General features: G+C 75.0%; 11 protein-coding genes. 8 read left to right on the top strand and 3 right to left on the bottom strand.

What is annotated here, in order from left to right; genetic code table 11:
- Positions 1-306: 306 nt before the first annotated feature.
- Genes ABZS80_RS08375 through ABZS80_RS08365 form a run of 3 tightly spaced genes read left to right on the top strand, consistent with a single transcriptional unit; the run spans position 307 to position 2,851 of the window.
- On the top strand, positions 307-1,938 hold the full coding sequence (locus ABZS80_RS08375; protein WP_355055105.1) for an AMP-binding protein: 1,632 nt from the start codon (positions 307-309) through the stop codon (positions 1,936-1,938).
- Positions 1,928-2,182, top strand: coding sequence for a glutaredoxin family protein (locus tag ABZS80_RS08370; RefSeq protein ID WP_355055104.1), 255 nt, complete (start codon positions 1,928-1,930; stop codon positions 2,180-2,182). Before ABZS80_RS08375 ends, ABZS80_RS08370 begins: the two co-directional genes overlap by 11 nt.
- Positions 2,183-2,203: 21 nt before the next feature.
- Positions 2,204-2,851 (top strand): HAD hydrolase-like protein, encoded by a 648-nt coding sequence (locus ABZS80_RS08365; protein ID WP_355055103.1) that lies wholly within the window; start codon positions 2,204-2,206, stop codon positions 2,849-2,851.
- 15 nt (positions 2,852-2,866) lie between these two features.
- Here ABZS80_RS08365 and ABZS80_RS08360 read toward each other — a convergent pair whose 3' ends face one another.
- Both ABZS80_RS08360 and ABZS80_RS08355 read right to left on the bottom strand, forming a co-directional pair.
- Positions 2,867-3,529, bottom strand: a complete 663-nt coding sequence (locus ABZS80_RS08360; RefSeq protein ID WP_355055421.1) for a response regulator transcription factor — start codon at positions 3,527-3,529, stop codon at positions 2,867-2,869.
- Between the two features lie 98 nt (positions 3,530-3,627).
- On the bottom strand, positions 3,628-4,932 hold the full coding sequence (locus ABZS80_RS08355) for a sensor domain-containing protein (RefSeq protein WP_355055102.1): 1,305 nt from the start codon (positions 4,930-4,932) through the stop codon (positions 3,628-3,630).
- 412 nt (positions 4,933-5,344) lie between these two features.
- On the opposite strand from ABZS80_RS08355, the gene ABZS80_RS08350 reads away from it, so the two are divergent.
- The 5 genes from ABZS80_RS08350 to hemB are packed head-to-tail and all read left to right on the top strand — an operon-like array spanning position 5,345 to position 10,979.
- On the top strand, positions 5,345-6,082 hold the full coding sequence (locus tag ABZS80_RS08350; protein ID WP_355055101.1) for a redox-sensing transcriptional repressor Rex: 738 nt from the start codon (positions 5,345-5,347) through the stop codon (positions 6,080-6,082).
- A complete protein-coding gene (locus tag ABZS80_RS08345; protein ID WP_355055100.1) occupies positions 6,079-7,440 on the top strand; it encodes a glutamyl-tRNA reductase in 1,362 nt (453 codons plus the stop codon). Before ABZS80_RS08350 ends, ABZS80_RS08345 begins: the two co-directional genes overlap by 4 nt.
- Positions 7,437-8,405 carry a hydroxymethylbilane synthase gene (gene hemC, locus ABZS80_RS08340; protein WP_355055099.1) on the top strand — a complete coding sequence of 323 codons (969 nt, stop codon included), beginning with the start codon at positions 7,437-7,439 and terminating at the stop codon, positions 8,403-8,405. The genes ABZS80_RS08345 and hemC overlap by 4 nt, the downstream gene beginning before the upstream one ends.
- Positions 8,402-9,982 (top strand): uroporphyrinogen-III synthase, encoded by a 1,581-nt coding sequence (locus ABZS80_RS08335; protein ID WP_151460850.1) that lies wholly within the window; start codon positions 8,402-8,404, stop codon positions 9,980-9,982. The genes hemC and ABZS80_RS08335 overlap by 4 nt, the downstream gene beginning before the upstream one ends.
- A gap of 13 nt (positions 9,983-9,995) precedes the next feature.
- Positions 9,996-10,979 carry a porphobilinogen synthase gene (gene hemB, locus ABZS80_RS08330; protein ID WP_355055098.1) on the top strand — a complete coding sequence of 328 codons (984 nt, stop codon included), beginning with the start codon at positions 9,996-9,998 and terminating at the stop codon, positions 10,977-10,979.
- On the opposite strand, the gene ABZS80_RS08325 is transcribed toward hemB, so the two are convergent.
- Complete coding sequence (locus ABZS80_RS08325) at positions 10,973-12,157, bottom strand: hypothetical protein (protein ID WP_355055097.1); 1,185 nt, start codon at positions 12,155-12,157, stop codon at positions 10,973-10,975. The genes hemB and ABZS80_RS08325 overlap by 7 nt on opposite strands.
- Between the last annotated feature and the right edge of the window lies 1 nt (position 12,158).

The following is a 12,158-nucleotide window of genomic DNA, read 5'->3' as shown; positions in this document are numbered from 1 at the left end:
GTGTGTGGTTGACTTTCGCGCCGTCACCTGGTCCGGAGTGGAAAGTCCTGGTCGGAGCCAACTTTCTTGCGTCCTCGGCGTGTCGTGGCGGCGGCCCGGCCGGGCCGGTTCCGGCTGCCCGGGGGACCGCGTCCGCCGACCGGTGGAGGGCCCGGTCCCACATTCGGGAATCCCGCATGCCGGGGTGGACAGTCCCGTGCAGGAGACGCCGGTCCGGCGTGTCCGGCGAACGGGCGCGCCGCAACGGGGCGCGGCCCGGCGTTCGGGCATGGCCGGGGGGACGCCGCTGTGCCAGACTCAGCCACCGTGCAGGACCCAGCCGACAGCTCCGCGCCGAACCTCGCCGACCGGCTCCGCCGGGCGGCCGCCGCCCACGGTGACCGTCCCGCGCTGCACTGGCGCGACCGGACGCTGACCTGGTCGGCCCTGGACACCTCGGTCACCGCGACCGCCCGCGCGCTGGCCGCGGAGGCGCCGCCGTCCGCCCCGGGCGGCCGACCCGCCCGGGTGGCGATCGCCTTCGGCAACACCCCGGACTTCGTGGTCACCTACCTGGCCGTGCTCCGGGCCGGCCTCGTGGCGGTGCCGGTCAACCCGGGCTTCACCGCCCGGGAGCTGCGGCACGTGCTCACCGACTCCGGGGCCGCCGTGCTGGTCGCCGCGGCCGAGGTGGCCGGCCGGGTGTCCGCCGGCGACCTGCCCGCGCTCCGCGCGGTCCACACCACCCCGCCGGTCACCGACGGTGACGGGGCGGCCGGGTTCCCGGCCCGGGGCGGCGACGACCTCGCCGTCCTGCTCTACACCTCCGGCACCGAGGGCCGCCCCAAGGGCGCCATGCTGTCGCACCGGGCCCTGGCCGCCAACCACGCCCAGGTCGACCGGATCGACCCGCCGGTCGTGGGGCCCGACGACGCCGTGCTGCTCGCCCTGCCGCTGTTCCACGCGTACGGGCTGAACTCCGGGCTCGGGGCCGTCGTGCACCACGGTGCGACCGGGGTGCTGGTCGACGAGCCGGGCCCGACCGGGGCGCTCGACGAGATCGCCCGGCACCGGGTCAGCGTGCTGGTGGGCGTACCGTCGATGTTCCTGGCCTGGGCCGACGCGGCGGGTGACCGGCCCGCGGCGCTGGACTCGGTGCGGGTCGCCGTGTGCGGGGCGGCGCCGCTGCCGCCGGCCGTCGGGGGCCGCTTCACCGAGGTGACCGGGCACCCGGTGCACGTCGGGTACGGGCTCACCGAGACCGCCCCGGTGCTCACCTCCACCCTGGTCGGCGGCGAGCCGAAGCCGGGCTCCATCGGCCGCCCGCTGCCCGGCGTCGGGCTGCGCCTGATCGGGGCCGACGGCGCCGAGCTGTGGCGCGACGGGGTTCCCACGGTCGAGGAGGACGACGACGAGCTGGACCTCTCCGACGACCCGACCGGCACCGACCCGGGGCAGATCGTGGTGCGCGGCGCCAACCTGTTCGACGGCTACTGGCCCGACGGGCGGGGCGGCCCGGACCCGGCCGGCTGGTGGCCCACCGGCGACGTGGCGTACGCCGACGGCGACGGCGACCTGTTCCTCGTCGACCGGCTCGGCGAGCTGATCCTCGTCAACGGCTTCAACGTCTACCCGCACGAGGTGGAGCAGGTGCTCCAGGCGCATCCCGGTGTGGCCGAGTCGGCCGTCCTGGGGGTGCCGCACCCGCGGACCGGCGAGACTGTCGGGGCGTACGTGGTGCGGGCGGCCGGCTCGACGGTGACGGCGGAGGAGCTGCTCCGGCACTGCGCGCGTAACCTGGCCCGGTTCAAGTGCCCGACCGCCGTCGAGTTCGTCGACGACCTGCCCCACTCGGCGATCGGCAAGGTACGCAAGACCGAGCTCCGCCCGGCGGCGCACCGGGTGCCCGCGCCCGCGCCGCCGACCGAGATCCGCACGGAGGTTCCCGATGTCCAGTGACGCCCGGCTCACCCTCATCACCCGGCCCGGCTGCCACCTCTGCGAGGACGCGAAGGCGGCGCTCGACCGGGTGGTGGCGGTGACCGGGGACCGCTGGGAGGAGAAGGACGTGACGGGCGACCTCGAACTGGAGCGCGACTACGGCGAACGGCTGCCGGTGGTGCTGCTCGACGGCAAGGAGCACGGCTACTGGCGGGTCGAGGAGGAGCGGCTGCTGCGGGACCTGACCACCCCGCAGCTCTGACCTGCCCCTTACAGTGCAGCGATGACCGCTGCGCGCCGCCACCTGGTGTGGGACTGGAACGGAACCCTCCTCGACGACCTCGACCTGGTGGTGCGGGCCACCAACGTCGCCTTCGCCAGCGCCGGGGGCCCGGCGGTCACCGCCGACGAGCACCGCGTCCGGTTCCGCCGCCCGATCGCCGACTACTACGCGGAGATGCTCGGCCAGGCCATCGACGACGAGGCGTTCGGCCGGCTCGACCGGGTCTTCCACGAGGCGTACCGGGCCGGGTTGACGAGCTGCGCGCTGGCCGCCGACGCGACCGCCGCGATCGCCGCCTGGCCGGGCAGCCAGTCGCTGCTGTCCATGTGGTTCCACGACGAGCTGGTCCCCACCGTGCACACGTACGGGCTGACCCCGCACTTCACCCGGGTGGACGGGCTGCGGGCCGCGATCGGCGGCGGCCCGAAGGCGGAATGGCTGGAGAAGCACCTCGCCGAGCTGGGCCTCGACGGCCGGCACGTCGTGCTCATCGGCGACTCCCTCGACGACGCCGACGCCGCGCTCTCCGTGGGCGCCCGCTGCGTCCTCTACACCGGCGGCCTGTCCGACCCGGCCCGCCTGCGCACCTCCGGCCACCCGGTGGCCGACACGCTCACCGAGGCGGTCACCCTCGCCCGGGCGTGCTGACCGGCGCCGCCCGCCTCAGGCGCGGAGGTGGGTGAGGACCGCGAGAACCCGGCGGTGGTGGTTGGTGGCGTCCGGAGGCAGGTCCAGCTTGGTGAAGATGTTGCGGACGTGCTTCTCGACGGCGCCGTCGCTGACCACGAGCGCGCGGGCGATGGCGGTGTTCGAGCGGCCCTCGGCCATCAGGGCCAGCACCTCCCGTTCGCGGGGGGTCAGCTCGGCCAGCGGGTCGTTGCGGCGGCGCCGCACCAGGAGCTGGCTGATCACCTCCGGGTCCAGCACCGTGCCGCCGGCGGCCACCCGGGCCAGCGCGTCCAGGAACTCGTCGATCGCGGCCACCCGGTCCTTGAGCAGGTAGCCGATCCCGCCCCCGCCGGCCCCGCCGCCCGTGGTCGCCAGCAGGTCGTCGGCGTACGACACCTCGACGTACTGGGAGAGCACCAGCACCGCCGTACGCGGCACCCGCCGGCGCGCCTCCACGGCGGCCCGCAGCCCCTCGTCGGTGTGCGACGGCGGCATCCGCACGTCCACCACCGAGACGTCCGGCCGGTGCGCCACCACCGCCTCGACCAGGGCATCCCCGTCACCGACGGCGGCCACCACCTCGTGCCCCGACTCGGTCAGCAGCCGCACCAGCCCCTCCCGGAGCAGTACGGCGTCGTCCGCGATCACCACCCGCATGGGTCCGGTGTCTACCACGTCCAGGACCCACAGTGCGGCCCTCATCCGGTCCGGAGCGCCGCCGGACGGCGCGGAGGCCGAATCACGGGCGTCCGCTGTCACCGGGGAAGTTCCGCGTGGATCCGGGTCGGTCCGCCGCTCGGGCTGGCCACCTCCAGGGTCCCGCCGGCGGCCCGGACCCGGTCGGCGATGCCGCTCAGCCCGTGCCCCTTGGCCAGGTGGGCGCCGCCGATCCCGTCGTCGGCCACGGTGATCTCCAGCCGGCCGACCTTCCGGATCACCTCGACCCGGCAGCCGTCCGCCCGGCTGTGCTTCGCGACGTTCGTCAGCGCCTCGGCCACCACGAAGTAGGCGGTGCTCTCCAGCGCCGGGTCGAGCCGCCCGCCGGCGGTGCCCAGCTCGTCGTCGACCACCAGTTCGGTGGGGACCAGGGCGCGGGCGGCCAGCGCGGCCAGGGCGCTGGGCAGGCCCCGGTCGACCAGGATCGGCGGGGCGATGCCCCGGGACAGGGCGCGCAGCTCGTCGAGGGTGTCCCGGGTCTGGGTGACCGCCTCGTCGAGGGTCCGCCGGGCCGCCTCCGGGTCGGCGGCGAGCTGCTGGCGGGCCCGGCTGAGGTCCATGGCGAGGCGGACCAGGCGCTGCTGCGGGCCGTCGTGGATGTCCCGCTCCAGCCGGCGCAGGGCGGACGCCTCGGCGGACACGGCGGCCCGCTTCTGCTCCTCCAGCGTGGTGATCCGCTGCCGCATCTCGGCCACCCCGGTCAGCAGCGAGTAGGCCAGGCCGCCCTGGATCTTGGCGCAGGCCCGGGCCACCAGGGGCAGGGTGAACAGGGCGAACACCCCGATCGCGGTGTTCAGGGCGATCCGTGCCCCGGCTCCGTCGCCCATCCCGAGGAGCTGGCTGAGGTCCTGGTCGCCGGGGCCGCGCGGGATGGCCCAGTCGTACGCGCCGTAGAGCGTGCCGGTCAGGGCCAGCGCCCACCAGACCACCACCACCACGAAGGTGGGCAGGGTCACCACCAGCCGCACGAAGGCGTGCAGCAGGTCGAGCCAGGACTGCGGGTCGCGCATCGGGGTCAGGACCCGCCGCCAGTAGCCGGAACCCCGCTGGGGCGCCAGGTAGATCGGGCGGACCCGGGGCTTGCGGAGCACGGCGGGCAGGCGCAGCCGCTCCAGGTCGGCCAGCCCCCGGGCCACGTACAGGGTGCCGGCGAGGACCGGCAGGCCGAGCGTGGTGACCAGCAGCCCGGCGGTGAGCGAGACCCCCGCCACGGCGAGCACGAAGCCGACCAGCGCCAGCGGGAGGCTGAAGAGCACGTAGCCGGAGTCGCTCAGGAGTTGGCGGACGAGGCCCCGGACGGGTGTGGTGGGGGTGGGCGCGACGCCCAGCGGTACGGCGGTCATGTTTCGAGGCTATGGGCCCGGGGCGGCCCGACCCATCCCGTGCGCGGGCCTCTCCGGGGTGGGGTTCTCCCTACCTCCGCGGCCGGTGCCGAGGTCGCCGGACGTGAGACGCGCCTCTCCCCGACGATGACACAGCGCTACCGGGCGCGCGCGATTGGTCAGAGAAGTCGGGATTGAGCAATAATCGCCACGCGGTGCCGAGGGAGCTCCGTCTATCGATCTTGTGGGAATGGAGTGGCAGGTGGAGGCGCATCGCGAGCTAGCAAGATCGCGATTTGTGCACCTCTTCACAAGCGCCTACTCTGTAGTTCCGACGCGCCCTGCTAGCACAGCCGGCAACATCGGTCGCCAGCGGGCGTCCCGGAACGACCGGTCACCGTCGCTGGTCGAGGATCGCACCGCACGGAGTCTCATGAGTCAGCACCGTCACCCAGGCGCGCCCGGCCGCGCCGGTGCCGTACCGGCGCTCCCGGACCTGCCCGAGGCCACCGTCGCGCGGCTTCCGGAATACCTCCGCGCGCTGCACGCGCTCGCCGACACCGGCCACGAGACGGTCTCCAGCGAGGGGCTGGCCAACGCCGCCGGGGTCAACTCGGCGAAGCTCCGCAAGGACCTCTCGCACCTCGGCTCGTACGGCACCCGGGGCGTCGGCTACGACGTCACGCTGCTGATCGAGCAGATCGAGTCGGTGCTCGGCCTCACCCAGTGCCGCTCGGTCGCGCTGGTCGGCGTGGGTAACCTCGGTCACGCCCTGGCCGGCTACGACGGCTTCGCCAGCCGCGGCTTCCGGATCGCCGCGCTCTTCGACGCCGACGCCTCCCGGGTCGGTGAGGAGATCAACGGGCTGGTCGTCCGGCACGTCGACGAACTGGCGCGGGTCGCCGTCGAGGAGTCGATCTCGATCGGCGTGATCGCCACCCCCGCGCCGGCCGCGCAGGCGGTCGCCGATCAGCTCGTCGCGGTCGGCGTGACGAGCATCCTCAACTTCGCACCCTGCGTACTCTCGGTTCCGGAGGGAGTCGACGTGCGCAAGGTCGACCTCGCGATCGAGCTGCAGATCCTGTCCTTCCACGAACACCGCAAGGCGTCGCTGACCGCGCTCCCCGGCGGGCTCGCGGCCACCGACACCCAGGAGGCGATCGGCACGTGAAACTGCTCGTCGTCGGCGCGTCCTACCGCACCGCCCCGGTCGCCACGCTGGAGCAGCTGGCGGTCCCGCCCGCGGACCTCACCCGCACCCTGGACCGCCTGATCGCCCAGCCGTACGTCGCCGAGGCCGTCCTGGTCTCCACCTGCAACCGCGTCGAGGTGTACGCGGCCGTCACCGGCTTCCACGGCGGCCTCGGTGACATCTGCGCGGTCCTGGCCGAGCAGGCCGGCGCCACGCCGGCGGCGCTCGCCACCCACCTCTACGTGCACTACGACGCCGCCGCCGTCGACCACGTCTTCCGGGTGGCCACCGGGCTGGACTCGATGGTGGTCGGGGAGGCGCAGATCCTCGGCCAGCTCCGCGACGCCTACCACTCGGCCAGCGGCGCCGACTCCGCCGGCCGGCTGCTGCACGAGCTCATGCAGCAGGCGCTGCGCGTGGGCAAGCGGGCGCACGCCGAGACCAACATCGACCGGGCCGGGCAGAGCGTGGTCACCGCCGCCCTCGACCTGGCCGCCGGCCTGCTCGACGGCGACCTGACCGGCCGGCCCGCCATGGTGGTCGGTGCGGGGGCGATGGGCTCGCTGGGCGTGGCCACCCTCTCCCGGCTGGGCGCCGGCCCGCTCACCGTCACCAACCGGGGCGCCGAGCGGGCCGTCCGGCTGGCCGAGTCCTACGGCGCGACCGCCGTGCCGATGACCGGGCTGGTCGAGGCCCTCCCCACAGTGGACATCGTGGTGGCCGCCACCGCGGCCACCGAGCCGGTCCTCACCCGCGACGTGGTGACCCGGGCGCAGGCCCGCCGGGACGCCGCCCGCGGCCCGCTGGTCCTGCTCGACCTGGCCGTCCCGCGCGACGTCGAGGAGGGCGTCGCCGCGCTGCCCGGCGTCGAGGTGATCGACATCGACCGGATGGCGGGGATCCTCGCCGACGGCCCGGCCGCCGCCGACGCCGCCGAGGTGGCCCGCATCGTGGCCGGTGAGGTCGAGGCGTTCCTGAGCTGGCTGCGCGGCGCCGACGTGGCCCCCACCGTGGCGGCCCTGCGCGGGCGCGCCGACGACGTGGTCACCGCCGAGCTGCGCCGGCTGGCCCAGCGCCGCCCGGACCTCACCGACGACCAGCGCGCCGAGGTCGCCCGCACCGTGCACCGGGTGGTGCAGCGGCTGCTGCACCAGCCCACCGTCCGGGTCCGCCAGCTCGCGGCCGAGCCGGGCGGCGACCAGTACGCCGCCCTGCTGCGCGAGCTGTTCGACCTTCAGGTGCCCCAGACCTCCCCGGTCGACACCGTTCCCGACGTGGTGGAGGCGGAGATCGTCATGCCGGCCGACACCACCCCGCCCACCGGAGGTGCGCGATGACCGCCCCCCTGCGCCTCGGCACCCGGGGCAGCGCCCTGGCGATGGCCCAGTCCGGCCACGTCGCCGAGGCGCTCACCGCGGCCACCGGCCGCCCGGTCGAACTGGTCGAGGTGGTGACCGCCGGGGACCGCTCCACGGCCCCGGTGCACCGGCTCGGCGTCGGCGTCTTCGTCTCCGCGCTGCGGGACGCGCTGACCGCCCGGGAGATCGACTTCGCCGTCCACTCGTACAAGGACCTGCCCACCGCGGCGGCGCCCGGCCTGCACATCGCCGCCGTGCCGCCCCGGCAGGACCCGCGGGACGCGTTGATCGCCCGGGACGGCCGCACCCTCGCCGAGCTGCCGCCCGGCGCGCGGGTCGGCACCGGCGCGCTGCGCCGCATGGCCCAGTTGCACGCCCTGGGCCTGCAACTGGAGGTCACCCCGATCCGGGGCAACGTCGACACCCGGCTCGGCCGGGTGCTCGGCCCGGACGCCGACCTCGACGCCGTCGTGCTGGCCCGGGCCGGGCTCACCCGGCTCGGCCGCGCCGACGTGATCACCGAGACGCTCGACCCGATGCTCATGCTGCCCGCGCCCGCCCAGGGCGCGCTGGCCGTGGAGTGCCGGATCGACGATCAGGACCTGGTCGAGCTGCTCGGCGTGCTCGACCACGCACCGTCCCGTGCCGCGGTCGTCGCGGAGCGGGCACTGCTGGCCACCCTGGAGGCCGGGTGCAGCGCACCCGTCGCCGCCTACGGCGAACTCGCCGAGGGTGACGCCGGTGAGGAGATCTACCTGCGCGGGGCGGTGATCAGCCCGGACGGCACCCGTGACCTCCGGCTGTCCCGCACCGGAACGCCCGCCGACGCGGCGGAGATCGGTAAGGCACTCGCCGCCGAACTCCTCGAACTCGGCGCCGACTCGATCCTCGGCCAAGAAGGACACACCGGCCCGGGGACCCAGCAATTTGGGAGCACAGAATGACCCGCACCCGTAAGCCCGTAGGCCGGATCGCGTTCGTCGGGGCCGGTCCCGGCGACCCGGGCCTGCTGACCCGCCGGGCGCTGGACGCCCTGGTCGACGCCGACCAGGTGGTGTACGACCGGGGAGTCCCCGAGTCGCTGCTGGAGCACGTCCGCGCCCAGGCCAGGCCCGATGCCGAGTTCAGCCCCGCCGAGGGTGTGCCGGGGGACGTGGCGAAGGTGCTGATCTCGGCGGCCCGGTCCGGCCAGAACGCCGTGCACCTGGTCGCCGGTGACCCGTTCGGCCACGACTCGGTGGTCAAGGAGGTGCAGGCGGTGGCGCGCACCGCCGCGCACTTCGAGGTGGTGCCGGGCGTCGGTCAGGCCGAGGGTGTGGCCACCTACGCCGGTGTGCCGCTGGCCGGCGTGCGCACCGCCGCCGACGTCGAGGACGTCACCACGCTGGACTTCGACGCGCTGGCCGCCGCCGTGGCCCGGGGCTCCCTGGCCGTCGCTGTGGACGCCGGTGACCTGGCCGCCATCCGGGACGGCCTGCTGGCCGCCGGGGTGGAGGGCACCACCGCCGTCGCGGTGACCGGCGACGGCACCGGCGAGACGCAGTACACCACCACGTCGACCGTCGACTCCTTCGTCGCGGCGGCGCTCGGCTTCACCGGCCGGGTCGTGCTCACCGTCGGCGCGGGCGTCACCGAGCGGGACAAGCTGAGCTGGTGGGAGAACCGGCCGCTGTACGGCTGGAAGGTGCTCGTCCCCCGCACCAAGGAGCAGGCCGGCGCCATGAGCGCGCGGCTGCGCGCGTACGGGGCGATCCCGTGCGAGGTGCCGACCATCGCGGTCGAGCCGCCGCGCACCCCGGCCCAGATGGAGCGGGCCGTCAAGGGCCTGGTCGACGGCCGGTACGCCTGGGTGATCTTCACCTCGGTGAACGCGGTCCGGGCGGTCTGGGAGAAGTTCGCCGAGCACGGCCTGGATGCCCGCCACTTCGGCGGCGTCAAGATCGCCTGCATCGGTGAGGCCACCGCCGAGGCGGTCCGCGCCTTCGGCATCCAGCCGGAGCTGATCCCCTCCGGGGAGCAGTCCTCCGAGGGCCTGCTGGCCGAGTTCTCGCCGCACGACGAGATCCTCGACCCGGTCGGCCGGGTGCTGCTGCCGCGCGCCGACATCGCCACCGAGACCCTGGCCGCCGGGCTCACCGAGCGGGGGTGGGAGGTCGACGACGTGACCGCGTACCGGACCGTGCGGGCCGCGCCGCCGCCCGCCGAGATCCGCGACGCTATCAAGTCGGGCGGGTTCGACGCGGTGCTCTTCACCTCGTCCTCGACCGTCCGGAACCTGGTCGGCATCGCCGGGAAGCCGCACGCGCGTACCGTTGTTGCCGTTATCGGGCCCAAGACGGCGGAGACCGCGACGGAGTTCGGCCTGCGGGTCGACGTGCAGCCGCCGCACGCCTCGGTGCCCGACCTGGTGGAGGCGCTCGCCGCCTACGCCGTCGAGCTGCGCGAGAAGCTCGCCGCCATGCCGGCCAAGCAGCGCCGCGGCTCGAAGGTGCAGGGCCCGACCGCCCTGCGGTTCCGCTGACAGGAGGCCCCTCATGTTGTACCCCGAGATCCGGCCCCGCAGGTTGCGCCGCAACGCGGCCGTGCGGCGGCTGGTCTCCGAGACCCGCGTCGACCCGGCCGAGCTGGTCGTGCCGATGTTCGTCAAGGAGGGGCTGACCGAGCCGCGTGCCGTGGCGTCGCTCCCGGGGGTGCTCCAGCACTCCCGGGACTCGCTGCGCAAGGCCGCCGTCGAGGCGGTCCAGGCCGGGGTCGGCGGGATCATGCTCTTCGGGGTGCCGGCGACACGGGACGAGACCGGGTCGGGCGGCATCGATCCGGACGGCATCCTCAACGTGGCCATCCGGGACGTGATCGCCGAGGTCGGTGACGCCACCGTGGTGATGAGCGACCTCTGCCTGGACGAGTTCACCTCGCACGGGCACTGCGGCCTGCTCACCCCCGACGGCGCCGTGGACAACGACGCCACCCTCACCGAGTACGCCCGGATGGCGGTCGCCCAGGCCGACGCCGGGGTCCACGTGGTCGGGCCGTCCGGGATGATGGACGGCCAGGTTGGCGTGGTCCGCCGGGCCCTGGACGCCGCCGGGCACCAGGACGTGTCGGTGCTCGCGTACGCCGTCAAGTACGCCTCCGCCTTCTACGGCCCGTTCCGGGACGCCGTCGAGTCGGCGCTCGACGGGGACCGGCGCACCTACCAGCAGGACCCGGCGAACCTGCGGGAGTCGCTGCGCGAGGTCGAGCTGGACGTCGCCGAGGGCGCCGACATGGTGATGGTCAAGCCGGCCCTGCCCTACCTCGACGTGGTGGCGGCCGTCCGGGCCGCGGTCGACGTCCCGGTCGCCGCCTACCAGGTCTCAGGCGAGTACGCGATGGTCGAGGCGGCCGCCGCGAACGGCTGGATCGACCGCGAGCGGACGATCCTGGAGACGCTCACCTCGATCCGCCGGGCCGGCGCGCAGATCATCCTCACCTACTGGGCGATCGAGGCGGCCCAGCTGCTCCGCCAGCGCTACTGAACGCTGACGGTCACCACCCGGGCCAGCTCCGCCACGCGGTAGACCTTCCGGGGCGGGTCCGGTAGCTGCGCCCACACCACACGCACGGTGGTGTCGTCGACCCAGGCGGCGCCCCAGGTCCCGCCGCCCGTCAGGCCGTAGGTCGGGCTGGCCGTTCCGAGTGGCTGGTCGGCCCGGCGCTGACCGGTAGCCGTGTCCAGGATCGCCAGCCGGTAATCGAGGTTCCGGCCGTTCGGGCGGCGGTAGGGGACCGCGACGAGGCTGCCGTCCGGGGAGAGCCGGACCGACGGGGCACACTCGCCGGCCACCGTCAGCCGCGACATCCGGCTCCCACCGGCCAGCCGGCGTACGTCGAGCTGGCAGCGGGTCATGTCGGCTGGCCCGGTCACCGACACCACGCGGCCGGCCGCCACGTCGGCCTCGCGGAACGGCAGCTCGCCGTCGACCTTCCTCGGCACCCGGATCAGGGTCTTCTCTCGGCCGGTGGCCAGCTCGTGGGACACCAGGCCCACCCCGTCCCGGACCAGGTAGGCGTACCGTGCGTCGGCGCCGGCCAGTCCGAGGGCCTGGCCCCTGACCCGGACCTCCCGGCTGACCTCGGCGCGTCCGTCGGCGGTGAGCACCACGAGCTTGATGGAGAGGCCGGCCACGCCCGGGCCGTCCGTCCGCCGTACGCCGGGCATGAGGTCGGTGAGCTTGAGGCCGACCAGCCGTCCGTCGGGCAGTGCCACGGTCTCCTCCCAGCCGGCGGGCACCCGGTGCCGTACCACCGAGCCGTCGCCGCGCAGCTCGTCCGCGACGCCGGGGAGAAGGCCGATCTCCGGGGTGGCCCGGTGCGGTCCCACGGTGCCGCCATCGCCGCTGAGCAGCAGCCGCTGCGCCGGCCTGGAGGCCGGCGGCGGCGAGCCGGAGACGGTGGGCGACGGCGCGCCGGGAACGGCCGGCGACGGGGACGGCGCGGCCAGGGGTGCGGCCGGCCGGTGCTCGCCCACGAGCAGCGGCACGGCGCCGCCGGTGAGCGCGACCAGGACCACCAGGCCCGCCACGGCCGTCGCGGTCCGCCGGCGCCGGCGGACCCGGGCCCGCTGGCGCAGCGCCGCCAGATCCGCGGGGTACGGCGCGGTCTCGCGAGCGGCGCGGTGGACCAGCTCGGCCAGGTCCTCGGGTACGACGTCCACG

It is taken from the genome of Micromonospora sp. NPDC005305, assembly GCF_040607315.1.
Taxonomy (GTDB): Bacteria; Actinomycetota; Actinomycetes; order Mycobacteriales; family Micromonosporaceae; genus Micromonospora.
Note: the sequence above shows the minus strand (reverse complement) of the source record. Positions and strands in the feature narration are given on the sequence as shown.

What these genes read in the sequence shown, in the direction of transcription:
- ABZS80_RS08370 (WP_355055104.1), top strand. Translation starts at nt 1,928, where the DNA reads ATGTCCAGTGACGCCCGGCTCACCCTCATCACCCGGCCCGGCTGCCAC.
- ABZS80_RS08365 (WP_355055103.1), top strand. Translation starts at nt 2,204, where the DNA reads ATGACCGCTGCGCGCCGCCACCTGGTGTGGGACTGGAACGGAACCCTC.
- ABZS80_RS08360 (WP_355055421.1), bottom strand. Translation starts at nt 3,529, where the DNA reads ATGCGGGTGGTGATCGCGGACGACGCCGTACTGCTCCGGGAGGGGCTG.
- ABZS80_RS08355 (WP_355055102.1), bottom strand. Translation starts at nt 4,932, where the DNA reads ATGACCGCCGTACCGCTGGGCGTCGCGCCCACCCCCACCACACCCGTC.
- ABZS80_RS08350 (WP_355055101.1), top strand. Translation starts at nt 5,345, where the DNA reads ATGAGTCAGCACCGTCACCCAGGCGCGCCCGGCCGCGCCGGTGCCGTA.
- hemC (WP_355055099.1), top strand. Translation starts at nt 7,437, where the DNA reads ATGACCGCCCCCCTGCGCCTCGGCACCCGGGGCAGCGCCCTGGCGATG.
- ABZS80_RS08335 (WP_151460850.1), top strand. Translation starts at nt 8,402, where the DNA reads ATGACCCGCACCCGTAAGCCCGTAGGCCGGATCGCGTTCGTCGGGGCC.
- hemB (WP_355055098.1), top strand. Translation starts at nt 9,996, where the DNA reads ATGTTGTACCCCGAGATCCGGCCCCGCAGGTTGCGCCGCAACGCGGCC.